The 19,906-nt window shown below is 56.4% G+C and carries 16 protein-coding genes and 1 tRNA gene; 7 read left to right on the forward strand and 10 right to left on the reverse strand.

The annotated features are described in order from the left end of the window. Positions 1–307: 307 nt before the first annotated feature. Both VPK24_RS13510 and VPK24_RS13515 read right to left on the reverse strand, forming a co-directional pair. Positions 308–601 (reverse strand): DUF3288 family protein, encoded by a 294-nt coding sequence (locus tag VPK24_RS13510; protein ID WP_099534356.1) that lies wholly within the window; start codon positions 599–601, stop codon positions 308–310. A gap of 64 nt (positions 602–665) precedes the next feature. Beyond that, complete coding sequence (locus tag VPK24_RS13515; protein ID WP_393014098.1) at positions 666–1,052, reverse strand: hypothetical protein; 387 nt, start codon at positions 1,050–1,052, stop codon at positions 666–668. A 175-nt stretch (positions 1,053–1,227) separates the two neighbouring features. Here VPK24_RS13515 and VPK24_RS13520 point away from each other — a divergent pair, with 175 nt between their 5' ends. Further along, the gene (locus VPK24_RS13520) at positions 1,228–1,674 is read left to right on the forward strand and encodes a DUF6636 domain-containing protein (protein WP_190355205.1); all 447 of its coding nucleotides are present in this window, start codon (positions 1,228–1,230) and stop codon (positions 1,672–1,674) included. Here VPK24_RS13520 and VPK24_RS13525 read toward each other — a convergent pair. Together VPK24_RS13525 and VPK24_RS13530 are read right to left on the reverse strand one after the other, a co-directional pair. Continuing rightward, positions 1,671–2,480, reverse strand: coding sequence for a DUF362 domain-containing protein (locus VPK24_RS13525; RefSeq protein ID WP_393014100.1), 810 nt, complete (start codon positions 2,478–2,480; stop codon positions 1,671–1,673). The two genes, VPK24_RS13520 and VPK24_RS13525, sit on opposite strands and share 4 nt — an antisense overlap. Positions 2,481–2,593: 113 nt before the next feature. Further along, positions 2,594–4,276 (reverse strand): GTPase family protein, encoded by a 1,683-nt coding sequence (locus VPK24_RS13530; RefSeq protein ID WP_393014102.1) that lies wholly within the window; start codon positions 4,274–4,276, stop codon positions 2,594–2,596. A 424-nt stretch (positions 4,277–4,700) separates the two neighbouring features. Between VPK24_RS13530 and VPK24_RS13535 the strand changes: the two genes are divergently transcribed. Continuing rightward, complete coding sequence (locus VPK24_RS13535) at positions 4,701–5,987, forward strand: M16 family metallopeptidase (protein ID WP_393014104.1); 1,287 nt, start codon at positions 4,701–4,703, stop codon at positions 5,985–5,987. Positions 5,988–6,113: 126 nt separating this feature from the next. Here VPK24_RS13535 and VPK24_RS13540 read toward each other — a convergent pair whose 3' ends face one another. The 3 genes from VPK24_RS13540 to trpD all read right to left on the reverse strand — a co-directional run bounded on the left by VPK24_RS13540 (position 6,114) and on the right by trpD (position 11,134). Then, positions 6,114–7,406 (reverse strand): lipopolysaccharide biosynthesis protein, encoded by a 1,293-nt coding sequence (locus VPK24_RS13540; RefSeq protein ID WP_393014106.1) that lies wholly within the window; start codon positions 7,404–7,406, stop codon positions 6,114–6,116. Between the two features lie 83 nt (positions 7,407–7,489). Then, complete coding sequence (locus tag VPK24_RS13545) at positions 7,490–9,412, reverse strand: glycoside hydrolase family 9 protein (protein WP_393014208.1); 1,923 nt, start codon at positions 9,410–9,412, stop codon at positions 7,490–7,492. Between the two features lie 657 nt (positions 9,413–10,069). Next, positions 10,070–11,134 carry an anthranilate phosphoribosyltransferase gene (gene trpD / locus VPK24_RS13550; protein ID WP_393014108.1) on the reverse strand — a complete coding sequence of 355 codons (1,065 nt, stop codon included), beginning with the start codon at positions 11,132–11,134 and terminating at the stop codon, positions 10,070–10,072. Between the two features lie 174 nt (positions 11,135–11,308). Here trpD and VPK24_RS13555 point away from each other — a divergent pair. Beyond that, positions 11,309–11,380 (forward strand) — tRNA-Gly (locus VPK24_RS13555). Between the two features lie 28 nt (positions 11,381–11,408). On the opposite strand, the gene VPK24_RS13560 is transcribed toward VPK24_RS13555, so the two are convergent. Next, positions 11,409–12,233: an HAD family hydrolase gene (locus tag VPK24_RS13560; protein ID WP_393014110.1), complete on the reverse strand. Its 825-nt coding sequence runs from the start codon at positions 12,231–12,233 to the stop codon at positions 11,409–11,411. Between the two features lie 173 nt (positions 12,234–12,406). Here VPK24_RS13560 and VPK24_RS13565 point away from each other — a divergent pair, with 173 nt between their 5' ends. Then, positions 12,407–14,563 carry a D-Ala-D-Ala carboxypeptidase family metallohydrolase gene (locus tag VPK24_RS13565; RefSeq protein WP_393014112.1) on the forward strand — a complete coding sequence of 719 codons (2,157 nt, stop codon included), beginning with the start codon at positions 12,407–12,409 and terminating at the stop codon, positions 14,561–14,563. 92 nt (positions 14,564–14,655) lie between these two features. Here VPK24_RS13565 and VPK24_RS13570 read toward each other — a convergent pair whose 3' ends face one another. Continuing rightward, positions 14,656–15,876, reverse strand: a complete 1,221-nt coding sequence (locus VPK24_RS13570) for a molybdopterin molybdotransferase MoeA (RefSeq protein ID WP_393014210.1) — start codon at positions 15,874–15,876, stop codon at positions 14,656–14,658. A gap of 196 nt (positions 15,877–16,072) precedes the next feature. Here VPK24_RS13570 and xseB point away from each other — a divergent pair, with 196 nt between their 5' ends. Beyond that, a complete protein-coding gene (xseB, locus tag VPK24_RS13575) occupies positions 16,073–16,318 on the forward strand; it encodes an exodeoxyribonuclease VII small subunit (protein WP_393014114.1) in 246 nt (81 codons plus the stop codon). Between the two features lie 78 nt (positions 16,319–16,396). On the opposite strand, the gene VPK24_RS13580 is transcribed toward xseB, so the two are convergent. Further along, positions 16,397–17,239, reverse strand: a complete 843-nt coding sequence (locus VPK24_RS13580; RefSeq protein ID WP_393014116.1) for a Uma2 family endonuclease — start codon at positions 17,237–17,239, stop codon at positions 16,397–16,399. Positions 17,240–17,508: 269 nt separating this feature from the next. On the opposite strand from VPK24_RS13580, the gene VPK24_RS13585 reads away from it, so the two are divergent. Next, positions 17,509–19,113, forward strand: coding sequence for an NAD(P)H-quinone oxidoreductase subunit 4 (locus VPK24_RS13585; protein ID WP_393014118.1), 1,605 nt, complete (start codon positions 17,509–17,511; stop codon positions 19,111–19,113). A gap of 276 nt (positions 19,114–19,389) precedes the next feature. Next, complete coding sequence (tsaE, locus tag VPK24_RS13590; protein WP_393014120.1) at positions 19,390–19,893, forward strand: tRNA (adenosine(37)-N6)-threonylcarbamoyltransferase complex ATPase subunit type 1 TsaE; 504 nt, start codon at positions 19,390–19,392, stop codon at positions 19,891–19,893. Positions 19,894–19,906: the final 13 nt, after the last annotated feature.

Here is a 19,906-nt window from a genome sequence, read left to right on the forward strand (position 1 = left end):
GCTCAATGCAGCCTAGGATTCTGTGAGCAAAGCCAGACGACCCAGATGCTGCTTCGGGAGTTTTCCGTGCTCTCCCGAGGTAGTTTTTTAGATTTTCAAATCGCATTTTTAGATTTTCAGATCGCAATTACCAATCAAGACTGAAGTAGAGGATATCTGAAAGGTATTTTTTAACGTAGGTCAAGCACAAATCGTCGTTGGAGCAAGGGGCTTAAGCCCCTTGTCTTTGTTGGTTGGTTAGACCCGCACAAGGGGGCAATTTAGGCTTTTCAGACCTCCTTGTATTGATAGCCCAATTGATGAGGTTTTAACTCCAATCTTCTTCATCACGACGACGGCTGTTGACCTGATAAATATTGCCTTGGGCGTGCAGTTCGCGGGTTTTTTGATAGAGCGATTCCTCATCAAAACCCCAGCGGCTGAGGGCTTTGTCCAGGTCGGCTTGAATTTGTCTGGCTCCCGGAAAGTTGCGATAGCGAATTCTTAACCTGGCTAATTCACAAACATAAAAATCGGTGGGATCGCTGGTCAAAATGGCTTGCACCAGGTTGCGATCGACCATTTCTTGCGGGTGTTGTTGATCTTGCTGTTTCATATTCAATTACTTTTTTACTGTTTATTTACTTTCAGCTTGCCTTTCTCTCTGCTTTTTCCTTACTTTTCTCTTATTTTTGGTTACTATTTTTGGGCTTTACCGTTTCCCAAACGCCGGCCGTAGCGCTCGCTAAGCCTGATAGCCCCAATGTGGCCAATGTCCCGATCGCCTGGGATAAAAATAGATGCACCAAAAAGCCAAACCCAAGAAAGGGAATGATGCTGAAAATGGAGGCATAAAAAGCGTTTTGAGATTCGCGAACGGGCCGAGTTTTCTCAAATTCTTCCGTGGAAAAATAGAGCGATCGCTCGGCAAAGTCAAACCAGCGAATCAAGAGATCCATCAGCCGATCGCTCACGGCCGGCAACGCCAAATAAAGAGCGAGTGACCACAGGCCTGAACTTGCCAAAAGGGCTGCATCCACATGCAGAGACAATGGCAGCAGATCAGTAAACATAGGGCTTGGGGTCACTCATGGTGCTCGGTATTATACCCGGTTTGTAGCGTGATATACATTTCCTCGTTGTTCACCATCAGCTAGCATCAAGTGATGTTGCGGCAGAACGGCTCAAGGGCTGTTACTTGGCTCGCGATGAGAACAGGGCAAAAGGCCTTAGGAACTGTAGAAACTGATGGATTCTCTTTCGCGACTTTCTCGATGGTTAATTCCGGCGGCGGTGGCTGGCCTCAGTTGGGGCACGGTTCAGGTTCATCCTATGCAGGCTGATTCCGGGATTCAAGGGTTTGTGTTACCCAGCGGTAACATTATCTGTGGCTCTTGGATGGATGGCGGCCAGGGCTATTTGCGCTGCCATGTGCAGTCGGGGTTGCGGCCACTGCCCCCGCAGCCCGCCGATTGTAATTTGGATTGGGGGCACGAAATTTTACTGAATGCCAACGGCCAGACCGAGGTGCTTTGTGTGGGAGACACGATCGCGGGCCCATATCCTCGATTGAATTACAACCAGGTTTGGGAGCGAAATGGATTTCGTTGCGAAGCCAAAACCACCGGCTTAACCTGTCGCGCTCGGAATGGTCGGGGCATGTTCTTGAGTCGAGAACGCTGGCGGAAAATCTAGGAAACATCCATTTGGGTTCTGAGTCGATCGATGGCGGCCAAATAATCGGGCATCGGTTCTTGGCCGGTTTGGCAAGCGAGCCGATCGACTGCAATTAAATCACTGCCAAAAAAGATCCGATCGAGCGGCAGAGTTTGCCCTCGATCGGGTCGATAGTCGGGGCTGAAATATTTGACCGTGCCATCCACCACCGCCCCGTTAAACAGGTGGCCAATGCAGAAATAAACATCCTGCAAAACCTGCGGCACAGAGGGGCGATGGAGCTGGCCACGGGAGTGGGGGCTGCGTGCTTTGTAGCGATCGCGCGGAAAGAGACCGTAGAGATTTTTAAGGGAGGCGGAAATGAGGGGAGCCTCTTTCAAATGGGTGCGTTTGAGGGCCCCGATCGAGATTCGACAGTCCACCTCCCGCAACAGGGCCGGGGCCCACATGGAACGAAAGCGCACGGGCAAGGGCGATCGATTCTCGTATTCCGCCAAGGGCAGGCTGTCCGCATCAACCAGGGCCATGCCCTGATCCAATAACCGATGCAGACCGCGCCGCTGGGCAATTTCCGAAAGGGAAACCGGCGAGCACACGCCTTCCACAATCAAGATTTCCGCTTGGGGAGCAACCGATCGCAAGGTTTGCAAAACAGTGGCCAAGACTCGATCGCCCACGGTGACCGGCGGCCCCACGGGATAGCCCAAATTGGGTTTCACCAAAATTCGCTGTGCCCCGATCGCCTCGGCAGGGGGTTGATAGCTCCAAGCCTCGCTGGCCACAACGGCCGTGGGCGGGATGGCGGGGGAAAGGGTGGCAGTCATGGAGAAAGGGGGACGAAGCAATCGTGATGGAATCGTTGGGCTAGGTGACTTGCCGGCCCGGACAATCCGCAAGAATCATAAACTCGCAATTAACCAGCAAAGGGCGATCGACCCTAGGGAGCTGGTGGTGGGTTGGGTGCGTCGGTGGGTTCCGGATCGGGCGGATCAAGGCGGGAACGATCGAAGGCCCGATCAAACGTGGCTTTCATGGCGGCCTGGATTCGATCGGGATCCGGTTTGCGGCCGCCCATCAAGTCTCCGAAATAGACACAGGCTCCCTCTCCCAAGGCCAGGGTATAGGCCGCCGCCCAGGAAGCGGCGATCGCACTGCCAAAACCGGGGACAAATTTCACCAACTCCCGCCCGATCGCCTGGGCCAAAAATCCGCCCGCGATCGTGCTGATGATGCCCCCCACTTGCGATCGAGTGAGTTTTTGCCCATAGAGCTGTCCCAACAGGCCAACCATGGAAACTTGCAGCGCCGTCAGCACCGGCATGGATGCAAAGGGCAAGGGCACGGCCTCAACTGCCGCCGCTGCCGCCGCAAAGGCCAACACATAGCGCCGCCCCACATCCCGATAGAGGTTGCTGATTTGACGGCCCGGCTCCCCGTCCAAAACCGAATCCAACAATTGATGGATGGTGCGGGCTTCGGCTTCCGGCAGCAAATCCGCCAGGGCATCGCGCAAGGCTTCCAAACCATAAAAAGTGGGGTGATAGTCATCCTCCTCGCGGGTGAAATCCAACAGCACAGCGCGATCGAACAGGCCCGCAAAGGCTTCCTGCAACGCCGCAAAGGGCCGGGCCACCGCCTCCAAGCTCAGAGGATCCGCCGGGTGATCTTCAATCGTTGGTGGATAAACCTCATGCAAACAGGTGACCGCCAACAAGCAAGGCACGGCGGGATAGCGTTGGCGCAGGGTGGCGACCACTTGCCGCAGGGTTTCGGTGGCAAAGTCGTTGATCTTCACCGTGAGGATCAAAATCCTGGCCCGATCGGGATCTTCGTCAAAATCCGTCAGCAGGGCTTGGGCGATCGCCTGGCTGTCCCGTTCCGCATCCCCCAAACCCACCGTGTCCGTGAAAATCAGCAACGGCAACTCATCGGAGGGATAGGCATAGCGTGCCGTGTGTTGAGTATGGGGCCGAAAGCCTTGGCCCACAATTTCTGCCGAAACTCCCGTTAGCCCTCGGACGATCGAACTTTTGCCCGCCTGGGGTTTTCCCAACAGGGGCACTTCCGTGGTGGGCAGTTGGGCCCGCACTTCCGCCAACACCGCCGCCACCCGATCGTCACTGACGCTAAACCATTGGGTCAGGGATTGCACCCCCTGGGCCAGGGTTTCGCCGGGTTTGAGATGACCTAGGGCGGCAGATAGATCCGGCAAATTCTTTGGTAGATTCGGCAAATTTTTTGGCAAATTTGGCAAGTTCGGCAGATTAGGTAAATTCGGCAAATTAACCGACCAATTACGAGGCAAATTGGGTAATTCCGTCGGTAAGTTGGGCAGGTTTGGCAAACTGGGTAAATTCGGCAAACTCAAGCCCGTCAGCCGATCCTTCGCCGATTGCCAAGCATTGGTCCACAACCCCGGGCGCTGTGGCTCGCGGGGCGACTCCCCGATCGGCTCTGGAGACGGCTCCGCATCCTGGCCCGTTGTGCCTTCTGGAATCATGTCCGGCGGCATGACTTCCGGCGGCTCGATCGCCCCCGACGAGGGCCCATCAGCCTGGCGATCGGCCCCTGAGGCTTTTATTTCTGTTGGTTCAGGAGCGGGGGAATCAAAATCCGGCATATCAGCAATAGTTAGCGGTGGTTGCTGTCTGAAACGGGTCTTGAACAGGTCTTGGACGAAGATCGAGTGAAATTTGAATTTCCTTAAAGTTTGACTGGGAATTTTCGCTTGAAATTTAATGAATGCACTCAAATCTCAATAATCCAAAGCATAACTTTAAACCAAGGATTCAATCTCTCAAAATCGCGGCCGCAATCGGTTAGAACAGGTCTAGCGCCTGAAGATTGTCTGCAATTCCTACACCGCTCCTATCATTCAATGGCATTGGTTACGGGTGATGACAGGTGAGCATTCAGCCCTGGTCTGGGACAGCGATCGCCCGTCAAACTACAGAACTGGGATTTTGTAGCGAATCGATCGGTTCCTGATAAAAGGTGCTGGCTACGATGGCGGATCCCAGTTGTGTTTTAGGAGTGGCGATCGGATGGTACAGAGTCCTTGGAGAACTGAGCAAGCTCCTCGCCCCAACCGTCAACAGCCGGAGCTGTGGCAATTGGCCAATGGTTTGCGGGTGGTTTATCACTATGTGCCCGTTAGCCCGGTGGTGACCATGGATGTGTGGGTGAAGGCGGGGGCTGTGGCTGAACCGATCGCCTGGGATGGGATGGCGCACTTCCTAGAACACATGATTTTTAAGGGTACTGACCGGTTGGGCCCCGGGGAATTTGACCGGGCGATCGAGAGTCGTGGCGGAGCCACCAACGCCGCCACCAGTCACGATTATGCCCATTATTTCGTGACCACGGCGGTAGAACATGCGGAAGCCACCCTGCCCCACTTGGCGGAGTTGTTGCTGAATGCGACGATTCCCGACCAGGAATTTGAGCTGGAGCGATCGGTGGTGCTCGAAGAAATCCGCCAGGCCTATGACAGCCCCGATTGGGTGGGATTTCAGATGCTGCTGTCGCGGGTCTATCCCGACCATGCCTATGGGCGATCGGTCTTGGGCAGTGAAGAATCCTTGATGAAGCGATCGCCCGCTGAGATGCGGCGGTTCCATGCCTGTCACTACCAACCGGAAAATCTGGTGGTGGCCCTGGTGGGAGGATTGCCGCCCGATCGCGCCCGTCACTTGATGGAATCGGCCTTTGCGGCCTTTGGTCAGCCCCAAGCCTGTCCTCCCCAGCCGATCGGGCAAACTCCGCCGATTGCAGCCGTCCATCGCCAAGAACTGCATCGGCCCTATCTTGAACAGGCTCGGGTGATGATGGCCTGGACGGGGCCCAGCTTGCAGAACATTGAAGATACCTATGCTCTGGAAGTGCTGGCCACTGTCCTCGGCATCGGGCGCACCTCGCGTTTGGTCAGCGATTTGCGCGAAGACCGGCAATGGGTTTTGGCGATCGACTGCGAAGCCAGCGCCCAACGGGATGCCAGCTTACTCACGATCGGCGCTTGGCTAGATGTGCGAGATGTGGGCGTGGTGGAGGCCTGCATTTGTGATCATCTGGCCCTGCTGCGCGATCACCCCATTAACCCGATCGAGCTGAAGCGGGCCCAGCGTCTCCTGTGCAGCGACTATATTTTCGCCACGGAAACCCCCAACCAACTCGCCAGCCTCTATGGCTACTACGGCCTGTTGGATCAATTGCCAGAAGCAACGGTTTATCCTGATCGGATCCAGGCCGTGGGCCCCGAAGACGTGCAACGGGTGGCGCAAAAATATCTTTCCCCCGATCGCTATGCCATGGTTACTTTGGTTCCGTCCTAGAGTGGGATCGATCGACCAAGACAAGGGGTTTCAGTCCCTTGCGCCCACCACGATGAATGCTGGGCAAGTCCGAAAATCAATCGGCTTGCACAGCAACCAACTCCTAACCGTTGATTAACCCTTGGATTAACCCTTGGCTTTCATGGCCAACTCGCGCCGCCAGAAAAAGGCCGCCGCTCCCCACAATCCCACCATCTTGAACGTTTCCGAAGCCAGCGTCGCCCAAATGGCCCCTGCCCAAGAATAGGACGGAATCAAGATTAGGTTCAGCACCACATTCAACATGGCAGCGGTGACTTGAATTAAGCTCCGTTGCCCCTGGTGACCCGAAGAGGTGAGGCAATCGGCCGCCAAATACTGCATTCCCAAAATCAAATGCACGGGGGCGAACCAACGCAACACCCCGATCGCCTCGCGATATTCCGACCCCAAAATCCACTCCACCACCGGGGCACAGAAAAACATCCCCAATCCCCCCAGCACCCCGTAACCCACGATCAGCGGAAACAGGCGCTTAGCAAATTGAATACTGCCGTCAATGCCATTAGTGCCCGCCTGGAAAAAGCGAGCATAATTCGCCGCGCCAATGGCCAAGATCGGCTGGTAGCCCACATCCACAAACCGATAGCCCGCCCCATAGATCCCGGCAGCCTCTTCATTCACCAAACTGGAGAGCAGGGTTTTATCGGCATTGGCATTAATGGTTTCAGCGGAACCAGCAATGGAAAAGTAAAACCCTTGGCCCAATTCCCAATCGCAATTTGGTTTGGGCCAAAGGGGCCAGCCCGCCTGCCGACTGGCCAACACGAAGGCCGCAAAGGCCGGCAACACTGACGCAATGCAGTAAAAAATCGACCAAGTTTCTGCCGATCGCCAGTCGGGAACCAACCACAGGGCCCCCACCGCCAAAAGCTTCACGGCGCTGAAAGCCACCTTGAGCTGGGCTGGGCGAGCCGCCACCCCCACCGATAAAAACGCCGAGCTGCTAAATTCCAGCAGACAAACGCCCCAATAGTCCCCCAGGGCCATCCACAGCACCAACCAGGGGGAAACTTGGCTGCCCCAAATTCGACTCGCCAGCAACATCACCAACCCAATGCCCAGCAGGGAAGACCAGCCCCAAACGAATAGGGACTTGCCCCACTCGGTGCGGAAGCTGCTGCGATCGCGCGAAACCGTCCGCATCAACAAATGGGCATAACCAACCCCAATGAAAGGTGAAAGCATTGCCACCAAAGACAACACCCCGATCAGTTCGCCATACTCTTTGGATCCCAAAAACCGCGCCACAAAGATGAAGTACAGCGCCTGGATCGCCACGCTAATTACCCTGGCGGCAATCATCCAGAGGTTGTCTTGCACTGAGGATTTCCCCAGAGTGGTGCGCAGGTGTTGCAGGACTCCTCGAAGGTTGGGCATAGGAGCTAGTGAGTGAAGAGTGGAAAGGAGTGGAAAATTGCACCCAAACTAACACCGTCGCCCCACAAAACTTCTGAAAAAGATTACGGACTGGTAATACTGGCCAGCAAACGAACGTAGGCCGCTTGATAGTAAATGGCTGGTTCCGTAAGTTCCCAACTATTCACCGGCCAGCCGGTGGGTGAGTCGAGATAGCGCTTTTGAATCGGCTGTTGCTTCACGGATTCTTGGTTGCCGGTGTAGTCGCGGTTGGGCCCGCCCACCAAATATCCGGGAGCCGGGCCCGGCTTACCGGGGGCAACGCGCTCATACACACCGCGCCCCAACCATTCGTGATACATGCTGGTGATCGATCGCTCGGCTCCCAGACTGCCCATGTTGGTCAGGTACACAAACCCCAAGGGATTCACGCCATGGAGGTAGTGCAAGTGGGCCATGGCCCGGGCTTGTAGGCTGGCGTTGCGATCGGGCACTGCGCCATAGCGAATTGCGTCCCGGTTGCTGTTGCCATAATTGGCCTGGACTTGGTTGCTGCCCCAGTGATATTGCTCATCGGGCAGAGACACTCGATAGGGATCCAGATCCATACGCAAGCCGTAGGCCTGGGTTTGGGTGCGCACCATGTCCACGAATCGATCGCGAATTTGCTTGACCAAGGTGGCATCTGCGTTGGGCAAGCGGGTGTAGAGCAGCAGTGCATCGCCTTCGTGGGCCCGATACCGACCCCAAACGTTGTCGTTCCAAGGCTGGGAAGCGGTGAGATATTTTGCAAGTTGGGTGCTGTAGTCGGGGTTGCCGGTGAGGGCAAACAGGTGAACAGCGGCGGCGGCAGCGTTGCCCTGTTGCTCGGGCACGGGGCGATCGGCATCCCCGGCTTTAATTTCCTGGGTGTCGCAATCGGTCTTGAGGGGATTTTGCTGGAACCAGTTCCAAGCCCGAATGGCCCGCTGTTCCAAATCTCGGGACTCCCCTTGCAGGGCGGGAAACTGCCGATAGACTCGGGCCGCATGGGCAAAGGCGGCCGCCGTGGCGATCGTGGAGGAAGAGCATTTGGGCCCGTAATATCGGGGGCGACGATCTTGGCTGGGGCGATCGGCCGCATTGTGATCCAACACGCCCACCTTGATCAACACGCCGCCATCGGCTTCCTGCATTCGCTTCAGCCAATCCACCTCCCACTTAATCTCATCGATGAGGTCGGGGATACCGTTGCCCGATTCGGGAATGTTGAACCGATCGGTGAAGGCTCGGGGGTTTTCTTCGTAGGCCGTCAGCAGTTGATTCACCACGGGGCCCGCAAAGGTGCTGTATTTGTTCGTATCACCTGCATCAAACCATCCCCCTCGCAGGTCGCGGGCCGTGGCGGGGTCATCCTTGGCACTGACCGATCGAGCCTGGGAATCCTGATTGGGGCCCAAAAAAGCTGCCGCATCTTGCCACTTCCCAGCCACAGAACCCGTTTTGTTAAAACCCGCCCGCTGGTAATAAAACACACGCGTGGCGGTCACCAAGTTTTTTTGGTAAACATTGGCCTGAATTTGAAAGGGAAATGATCGCTCGCCCCGTTCTCGATCGACCACCACATAGGTTCCCGATTGTTTCACGGTCGAAAAATCAAAATGCCAGGCCCGATCGCCCGATTGACCGTGGATTTGGCCCCCATTCCAAGGGGTAAGAGCACCCGAAAAAACCACTGCATTAGTCGAGGTATTTCGGACTTCATAAACCGATCCCGGCGTGAAGGCTCGGTTGGCATTTTCACCCCGCTGCGGAGAAGCAATCACCGCCACTTTGGGATCCTGAGGTCGATAGCCAAACTGATCCACCAAAATTCGAGGAATGGGTTCATTACCACCCCCAGTTCCCCCGTTGAATGGCAGTAATGCCCAAGCCTGCATAGTGTATTGGAACAGCGATCGATTCGCTAAGGATTGAGACCCGAAATCCATAATCCCTAGCCCCGCCAGCAACGCTCCACCCAACCAAACCCACTTCCAACGTTGCATCACAAACCTTTCTCCTTGGGACAGGTGCTATTAGCCAAATTTGATTGCTAAGTAAAGCAATTGAGATCAGAACTCTAGGCAGTTATCTCAGATCATCATTTCAAGAAAAATGAGATTAACTACTTAAGAAAATGATTAGAGTTATTCAATATCAACAGATTATTTAAATATTTGGGTAAAGTAATATTGAAAAATTTTACTGAAAAGTTTGCTTGATATTTTTGGCTTGTATCAAATCAAACAACATAAGCAGGGAACAGAATTGGAATTAACTTCAAAGCTGATCACGATTGAACCAATGAATGGTTGCTTTCAGCCAATCAAATGGGTTGATACCTTGAGATGGTGCTTGTTAATTCCCAAATTTTCAACTTTAAAGTAGGTTGAGCGCAATGTTGCCATGACTGGCCTAGTATTCTTATCATACTAATGAAAAAAGCATCCAAACTCTGAAGGGGGATAGTCTTTAGATTGATCTTTTTTTGAGAGCGGTCTTTAACCGAATCTTCATAAATTAAGTTTCCAGATTTGCATCGTTTTTTGTACAAACTTTCTGGAAATTTGGCAATAATGCCAACGGGCTGCGATCGGGAAGGAGAAAGAACCGCCCAAAATCAGCCCTGATCCCGCCCGATCGCCCCCTGATCCTCGGCAGCTTTAGGCTTTTAGGAATTCTCGTAGCGCCACCAGTTTTTCCCAGGCGGCCCCGCTCGCCAGGATTTCCTTGGCCCGAGCCACACCAACAGCACAGGCTTCCGGCGACCCGATCGGCTCAGCGATCGCCCCGGCAACTTGGAGGGCCAGGGAAGCATTGAGGGCCACGGCATCCCGCTGGGCGATCGAGCCTTGACCCTGAAGCACTTGCCGCAGAATTTCGGCATTTTCGCTGGGATCACCACCCACCAAGGCGGCCGTGGGCGCGGCTGCACAACCGGCCGCCACCGGATCCAACTCAAAGCGGGCGATCGCCCCATCGGCTAAAACAGCCAGATCGGTCACATCGGCCAACCCCCCTTCATCTAAACCTTCGCGCCCATGGAGGACGATCGCCCGCTGAGTGCCCAGCCGATTCAGGGCCCCGGCCATCACCTCAATCAAATCGCTTTTGAAAGTACCGATCACCTGGCCCGTGGGCCGCAGGGGATTCACCAGGGGCCCCAACAGGTTAAACACGGTGCGCACCTTCAGGGCTTGGCGAATGGGCGCGACGGCCTTCATGGCCGGATGCCAACCGGGCGCAAACAGAAATGTGATCCCCACCTGGTGTGCCGCCGCTTGGATTTGGGCAGGATCTGCGCCGAGGCGAATTCCCAGCGCCTCAAGCACATCGGCGGATCCCGACTTGCTGGAAGCGGCCCGGTTCCCATGCTTCACCACCGTGACCCCAGCGGCGGCGGCCACAAAGGCGACGGCCGTGGAAATGTTGAAGGTGGAAGCCCCGTCGCCACCCGTGCCGCAAGTGTCGATCGAGGGGCTGGGCAGCGGATCGCCCATCACGCTCACCGATTGGCTCAGCAAAACCTGGGCCATCCCAGCCAGTTCATCGGCCGTTACCCCCTTGGCCTGGAGAGCAGCCAAAATTGCGCCCGATAGGGCCGGAGCCAGCCCATTATCCAACCAAGCTTGCATCAGTTGGGCGGCCTGAGCTTGGGACAGGGAGGCTCGATCGAGCAGTTGCTTCAACAGGGTGGGCCCATCAAAGGTCGTGGCGGCGGCAGTCATAACCGAAGCTCCAGGGGCGATCGCGCGAGAAAGTCCAGTGCTAGAATACTATCCGCGCTCAAAATTCCGGGCCCCCAAGCCGAGAATCAGCCCACCAATCCCCCTTGCTTGAGGGCTGGCTAGAGGTTGATTCAGTGGCTCAAAGGCAAGCAATTGGGGTAAAGTAACAACCGCGCGGGTGTAGTTCAGTGGTAGAACGTCAGCTTCCCAAGCTGAATGTCGTGGGTTCGAGTCCCATCACCCGCTTGCAATTCACCATACTCAGGTGTCGCCATCAGGCTCCTGAAATCTCAACCTTTTCCTCTGCAAGAATAGCGGCCACTAGTTCGCAAAAACCTTCTCCCTCAGCGCTGGGAGTGATGTGCGCCGGTTGATGGAGCAGCTCGCTGAGGTAGGAACGCACGTTGGCCACGCCGACGGAGCGGGGAAAAAGGGTCGGGTCAAATAGGCTTTCATCATTGGGGCTGTCCCCGATCGTCAGGACTTGATCGAGGGAACAACCGGGCCACAACAGTTCGATCGCCCGTTGGAGTCCCGCAGCCTTGTTTTGTTCTGGGAGCTTGATGTGGGCTTGCACGGCACTGTAGGTAAATCCCCAGCCCAAGGCCGCCAGCGATTCCCCCATGGCCGATAGGGTTTGGCGATCGATGCCCGGCAAATCTGCCAGATCAAAAGTCCAATCGGTGATTCGAAAGCGGTTATCGGGGGCCGGGTGCAGGCGGGGAAAATGATGATGAAATTCTGTTTGGAGGATGCCAAAGACATCGGCCAAGGCATCGCGATGGGTGATCGGGTCGGTTACGTCCACTAGCCATTGTCCCTCGGGTTGATCGCGCCGATAGAGCAGACCGCCGTTTTCCGCGATCGCCCCTGCGATCGGCAGGTATTCCACCAGGGCGCTAACCCAACCGGCCGATCGCCCGGTGACGATCAGGACGGGAATTCCGGCCTGTTGCAAGCGCTCCAAGGCCAAAAACAGGTGACTGGAAAATCGACCCGATCGGGTCAAGGTGCCGTCCATATCGGTGGCGATCGCCCGGAGGCCGGGAGCAAGGGCAGCGGCCATCGCCGCCAGCGAGGACTGAGGAGACAAGGGCATAGCGATCGACCCGTTTGCAAATATCGCAATGTACAGTGGGGAATGTTTTGGCCGCAAGTGGCGCGATCGCCCCATTGTCTGAACAGATTCTGATTCGGCCTTCAACACTCCTTCAAGGCCGTCTAAACCCTGCAAACGTATTTAAACGTATTTAACGGATTGGCTGGACCCATATGGCTACCACCGCACTTGATCGGGACGCGCATCTGTTTCACCTGGCTGCCCAGCGAGCGGGAATTCATATGCCCATTTTGCCCGCGCTCCAGGAAGCCCATGATCAGCCAACCCCAGAAGGGGAAAGGGGGTTGGGCTTAACCAGTGCGGATCAAGAGCAGGTGGACAGCCTGCCAGATCAGGTGATGGAAGCGGCCCTGTTGGTGCGACGGTTAACGGATTCTTTGATCCAATCCGGTTGGAAGGCCGATCGAATCTGGCAGGTGAGTGTTGAGCAATATAGCCCTGAGGTGTTGGCCGTGTTGGCCCGGGGCTTTGAAGACAAAACCAGTGGCGGGCTGATCCTGGCTGGTTGCTCGCTTGATCGGCTCATGGCCGCCTATCGCCAATTTTGCACCTTGGAGCGATCGACCCAGATTGCTCCCGCCAACACCGCCCTCACCGGCAGCACCTTCACCATCGATCGGGCCCTGCTCGACACGATCGAGCGCCTGCCCCAGTTTTATCAAGGCTACGTGCATCAACGGGAAGCCCTGATTGAAGCGACCCGCATTTGGCGCGGCCTGGCCACCCGGGAGGACACCTTGGTTTCCCTGGGATTGCCGGCCTTGAACTATACCGATGTTGCCCTCGACACGGCCTTGGTCACCTTCATCCGGCGTTTGTCGCCCAACTATTCCGGCTTTCCGCACCAACGAGAGGCCCTATTGCGGTTGGTGCAAATTTGGCGGCAACTGGATTCGCGCCAATCGGCGATCGCCTCACTCAGCGACAGCAACTTAAGCCTGTTGCCCCGTAATTACGATCCGGCCCTGCTGGCCTTTGTGCTGCGGGTTCCGGAGTTCTATGCGGGCAGCGGCACTCAGCGCAATGCGGCCACCGAAACCGTCCGCATGTGGCGAGATTTGGACAATCGCAACGCGGCCCTCACCAGCTTGGGGGTGAATCCGATTGTGTTTGCGAATCCGGTGGCCCCCGAAGCCAGCACCGCCGCCGCCCAGCTCGATCGGGAATTGCTCTCTTTTCTGCGGCGGTTGCCAGCCGCCTACCGAGCAACCCCAAATCAACAGGGCGCTTTGACTCGGTTGGTGCAACTGTGGCGCGGTTTGGAAACCCAGCAGGCCGCGATCGGCTCCCTGGAAACGGATCTGCGCACCATGCAATGGCAGGTGATGATCCTGAAACAGAACACTGTTCTCAAAAGTCAACCGGTTCAGGCTAGCGCCCTGCCGCGAAACGAGGTGGCCGCCATGCCCGCCGGGGAACTGTCGCTGATTGACTCGATCGAGCAGGGAACCCACTATCGAATCCTGACCGTGGAGCCAATCCGCGATCGACGGGAATGGTTTGTTTACCGGGGCCATGCAGACTTTTTGGAACCGGCCACCATGTTGGTGAAAACCAGTACCTTCCTCAAAACCCGCCCCTTGCAGTCCAGCAGCTTGGGAAATGCAGAAAAGGTGGCCCTGTCCCCCGGAGAATTCCAAATTCGCAGCTACGAGGATGTGGGTGATCACCTGCGGATTCGGCTGGTGAAACCCATCAATAACCGGCTTGAATGGTTCATTTTTGAAGGCCACATCACCTTGCTGAATGTGGATGACTATCCCTCGCCTCGGGATCCTCAGCCTGCTCCCGCGCCTGCTCCTGTGCCTGCTCCTGTGCCTGCTCCTGTGCCTGCGCCCACGCCCAAGCCAACCCCGGTTCCTACCCCTGCTCCTGTGCCCGATCGGGGACGGCGGATTCAAGTGCCCGGTCTGGGTACGGTCTGGACTCGTGACCCGATTATTCCTCGCGGTAACTTTAGTTGGGGTGAAGCCACCAAAGATGGCACGCGGATTCCCGAAAATTCCACCATCACCCAAAACATCATTGCCATGGCCCGACGAATGCAAGAGGTGCGGGCTCGGCTGGGCAATCGCACCATCACCATCACGAGCTGGTATCGGCCCCCGGCCGTGAACCGGGCCGTGGGCGGGGCCCGCAACTCAACCCACATTCGCGGTTATGGTGTGGACTTTGTGGTGGCGGGGTTGTCGCCGCGTGCGGCCCAACGGATTTTGGATCCTTGGTGGCCCGGTGGTTTGGGCTATGGCTCCTCCTTTACCCATTTGGATAATCGGGGATATCGGGCCCGGTGGAATTACACCAATTAGTGATCCAACGTTTTAACGAGTGATCCAACGTTTTAACGAGTGATCCAACCAATGGGGATGGCAGGGGAGGCCCATCGGGTTCAGTCAAGGGATCACCCAACGGCTCCGCCAAGCAGCAGCACTTGAATTTCGCTGTGGGCGGCGATTTCGCTGGTTCCTTGGGGAACTTTGGCCAGGGCGGTGGTTCCTGCTAGGTTGATCAGGTTGCCAGAACTGTGGCTGCCTTTAGCCTGGCTAAAGACCAGTTGCCCTTCGATGATCTGCAACGACCCCCAAAGGTAAGTTTCTCGCCGCCCGGCCCCTTGCAGATCCTGAGCCGATCGCGCCGTCAGCCACTGCACCCCGTGGGGGCCCGATCGCCCCGATAGCTTCCGCAGCATGGGAGCCACAAATCGCCAACAACCCACCAGGGCCGAAACGGGATTTCCCGGCAAGCCCACATAGACCTTGGGGCCAAAGGTGGCCAGGGTCAGCGGCTTCCCGGGCCGCACGGCCACGGATTTGACGTGTATTTCGCCGCCCAACTCTGCCAAAACCGCATCCACATAGTCATAATCCCCCACGGACACGCCCCCCGTGGACAGCACCAGATCCGCTTGGTCGATCGCCTGCTCAACGGCGGCTTTCAAAGCGGCGCGATCGTCCCGTACCACCCCAAGGGTGATCGGTTCCACGCCCATTTGTTGCAAAAAGGCGATCAGGGCGTATTGATTGGAATCGACAATTTGCCCCGGTTGTAGGGGTTGGTCGATCGTGCCCAGTTCATCACCCGTGGAAAACACCGCGACCCGCGGCCGTCGCACCACCGCGACCCGATCGCACTGAGCCGCTGCCAACACCGCCAATTCAGCGGGCCCGATCGCTAACCCCGCAGGCAAAATCTGATCGCCCGATCGGCAAAACATCCCTTTTGCCCGCACAAATTCCCCAACGGCCGGCTGGCTCAACACTTTCACCCGATCGGGCCCAGCCGGTTCCGTGTCCTCTTGAATGGCAATCGCATCGGCCCCCGGCGGCATCATTGCCCCGGTGAAAATTCGCGCTGCCTGGCCGGGGCCCAAGGTTTGTTGCGGAGCCACCCCAGCCGGAATCGTTTCAATCACCTGCAATTCCGTTGGCCCTTGGGCTAGGTCAGCTTGGCGCACCGCGTAGCCGTCCATGGCGGAGTTGTCCCAGTGGGGAAAGTCCAAGCACGATCGCACCGGTTCCGCCAACACCCGACCCAGGGCCGCCACGCTGGCGATCGATTCAGTGTCAGTGAGCGGTGGCGTGATCCGTAGGGCGATCGCTTCGGCTTCTTGGGCGGAAATCATTGGTGAGTTGGGCATAGGGAGCGATCGTCAGTTTAAAACTCCCGGCCCGTGACCACAATTCCCGCAAGGTGCGATCGCAACTAGCCCGTCTCCATCCTGACCGCCCCAGCAGAATGCGATATCGTTGGGGGCAAGGGGTTGAAACCCCTTGTCTATAGATTGTGATCTGTTACCTGCTTGTTATTACTTTTTGATCATGCCCCGCGCCAAAGCCCAACCCAGCCCTCCTGAAACCGCTCCCGATTGGCATTACGAAACGGCCATGGCCGAGGTGGAAACGATCGTGCGGCAACTGGAAACGGGCGATTTGGATTTGGATCAAGCCTTTGCCCAATTCACCGCTGCGGTCGATCGCCTGCAACAGTGTGATCGGTTCCTGCGCGATCGACAGGCCCAAGTGAGCCTAGCGATCGAAACATTGGATAATCTCGACCTGGAATAAACCAGATATTTCTGATCGTAAAATTAGTAATCTAAGTAATCCATCCGTAGGGGCGCACCGCTGTGCGCCCTTCCGTATCTACCCTTCAGCCTGCCATTGCTGGAGTAACCAAGCGCTGACTTGGCCATGGTCGGCCTCGCGCGATCGCCGCAGGGCTTCTTCAAGAATGTCCAAACTCAGACCCGGCAACACGATCGATTCTTGGATCCGCCGACTGCCGCGCTCAATAATTTCAAACCCGAGGATCAGCGCCTCCGCCACATTCACCACCCAATATTCCCGCACGCCCAAATCTTCATAGAGCAAGCGTTTGCGCCCACAGTCATCGGGCAGGGTGCTATCGGAAATTTCGATCGCCAAGTCCGGCGGCGGCAACTGATCTAAGTCCACAATCTTGGTTTCCCAGTCCAGCGATCCCACCCGATCGCCCACATAAACTGATAAATCCGGTTGAGCTTCCCGTAACCCAGCTTTCCGATAGGTGCAATTGTCGTGGCCATCGATCGGCAAATTCCGCAAAGCCGCGTACAGGCCAAGGGCCGCAATGATAATGAAATGGTCACGGGAGTGGGGGTTTCCGACGGGAGACATTTCGAGCCTCATCATTCCGTCGTGATAATAACCTTTTGTTTTCTCACTGGCTTGGGCGATCGCTTGCTGATATATCTCCCAATCTGCCTTTTGCCAGTCATCGGGTGAGTCTTCGGCAATCACATCGCCTCCTTCAACCAGTTCGGATGCCGGTGTGGCGGCCAATGACTGAGGCTGATCAGATGCAGCAGCCCCAGCGGCAGTCCTAGCAATTGTTGTGGAGTGGTTGGGCCGGATGGCAACCATGGCGGGCAAGTGGGGGCGATCGACTGCTTGGATTTTAGCAATCTCTCCGTTCGGACAGAATGGGTTCTCCGAGCCTGCCGCCATTCAGCCTGAGCGATTGATCTAGTCCGGTGACAAAATGACCGCCCTTGCCCTGCCCATTCGATCGTTAGCTTTGGATCTGCGATCGGCGGAGCGATCCCCTTGGGCGATCGATTGCAGACATGAACTTAACTTTTTGAAACAAATCGTGATCATCAGGAAAAACGATTGGTCACCGTATGTAAAGTTTATTAAACTAAAGTCAGGTAAGTAATTATCCCTACCTCCTTCTCATCGAGTTCGTACCCGACCTTTGCAGCCGGGTGGAGTCAATGGACGCAACATTTCCCTGGTTAAGTTTGATTACGCTGCTGCCTTTGGTGGCGGCGCTGCCGATTCCCTTCCTGCCCGATCGCGACGGAAAAACGATCCGTTGGTATGCGCTGGCAGTGGGCATTGTGGAGTTGGCCCTGATTTCCTACACCTGCTTCGGGCAGTTTGATTTCACCAACACTGAGTTTCAACTGGCGGAAACCTACGCTTGGTTGCCGCAAATTGGCTTGAACTGGTCTTTGGCGATCGATGGCATCTCCATGCCGCTGGTGGCCCTGACCGGTTTGGTCACCACCCTGGCGATCGGCGCTTCCTGGAATGTCACCAAGAAACCCCGGCTGTTCTACACCCTGCTGCTGGCCATGTACAGCGCCCAAATCGGGGTGTTTGTTTCCAAAGACCTACTCCTGTTCTTCTTGATGTGGGAACTGGAGTTAGTACCGGTCTACCTGCTGATTTCGATTTGGGGTGGTGCGAAACGTCGTTACGCCGCCACTAAGTTCATTCTTTACACGGCTCTTGCTTCCCTGTTCATCCTGGTGGCGGCGCTGGCCATGGCCTTCTCAGGCGGCCCGGTCACCTTTGATATGGATGCCTTGGGGCTGAAGAACTACTCCCTGACGGCGGAACTCCTGCTCTACGCGGCCTTCTCGATCGCCTTCCTGGTGAAACTGCCCGCCTTCCCGGGTCACACCTGGTTGCCCGATGCCCACGGTGAAGCGCCCACGCCCGTTTCTATGCTGCTGGCCGGTGTGCTGCTGAAGATGGCGGGCTATGGCTTGATTCGGATGAACATGGAGATGCTGCCGAATGCGCACATCTACTTTGCGCCGGTTTTGGCCATCCTGGGTGTGGTGAACATCATCTACGGTGCGCTGAATGCCTTTGCCCAACGGAATCTGAAGCGACGGATTGCCTACTCGTCAATGTCCCACATGGGCTTTGTATTGCTGGGTATTGCTTCTTTCACCGATGTGGGTCTGAGCGGCGCGGTGCTGCAAATGGTGTCCCACGGGTTGATTGCGGCGGCGATGTTCTTCCTGACGGGCGTAACCTACGAGCGCACCCACACCCTCTCGATCGACGACATGGGCGGCATTGGGCAAAAGATGCCCCGCACCTTCGCGCTGTTTGTGGCGACGACCATGGCTTCTTTGGCCCTGCCCGGCATGAGCGGCTTTGTGGGTGAGCTGACGGTGTTCCTCGGCTTAACCACCAGTGAGGTCTACAGCGCTCCGTTCCGGGCCACGGTGGTGGTGTTGGCGGCGGTGGGCGTGATTCTCTCGGCGGTTTATCTGCTGTCGATGCTGCGGGAAATTTTCTACGGCAAGGAGAATACGGCTCTGACTGAGGTGAATTGGTCGGATCTGAAGCTGCGGGAACTGGCGATCTCCCTGGTGCTGCTGGCCCCGATCGTGGGTGTGGGTATCTATCCCAAGCTGGCAACCCAAACCTATGAAATGAAGTCCACGGAAGTGGCCAGCCGAGTGCGCAGCAGCTTCGCGATCGTGGCAAAGGCTCAGGATTCCCGATTCTACTCAGCGGTGTTGAATGCTCCGAAGCTGGCGGATACGGAGTTGGCGGCATCGGTACTCACCAACTAAGGATCGCTAGCGAAGGGTCTCTAGCGAAGGCTCTCAATGTTGCCCCTGAAGAGGTAACGAACCCCCAACAAATCTCGATGAGATGATTCCATAATCCCGATTTTTCCCTGGTGGAGAATCGGGATTTTGTTTTGATCACCAATCAGCAGCCGTGCGATTCTGAGTTGATGGAATTCCACAGCGATAGTTTTACAGATACCGTTGACTCACCCCCTTGACTAATCCTTGGGGTTTCCTGGTAATGGTTTTCTTTGGCAACCCGGCGACTTTGGTGCAATGACTCTGGAATTCTTTTTGGCAGATGCGACTGCGACCCAAGCCCTGGGCCGGGCGATCGGGCAGATCTTGCGGCCCGGTGCAGTGATCCTGCTGGATGGAGAGTTGGGAGCCGGCAAAACAACGCTGGTGCAAGGCTTGGCGGCGGGGCTGGGCATTGCGGAGCCGGTGGTGAGTCCCACCTTTGTGCTGGTGAATGAATATTTGGAGGGCGCGATTCCGCTGTATCACTTTGACCTCTATCGGTTGAGTCCGGAAGAGGTGGAGCCGCTGGCCCTGGAGCAATATTGGGAAGGGGGCGAGGTGGCTGCGGGAATTGTGGCGATCGAGTGGTCGGAGCGGTTGCCGGAACTGCCGATCGATTATCTCCAAGTGGCCTTGCGATCGGGCATGACGGGCCGCCAGGTGTCGATTGATGTGGTGGGTGAAGTGCCTGGCTGGAACCCTCAACATCTTGAAGATCTTTGCGCAAATTTGGGCGGACTCACGCTGAATCAGGAATGATGGAGGGTGGGCG

The organism is Limnothrix redekei LRLZ20PSL1, assembly GCF_043235035.1.
In the GTDB taxonomy this organism is placed as follows: domain Bacteria; phylum Cyanobacteriota; class Cyanobacteriia; order CACIAM-69d; family CACIAM-69d; genus CACIAM-69d.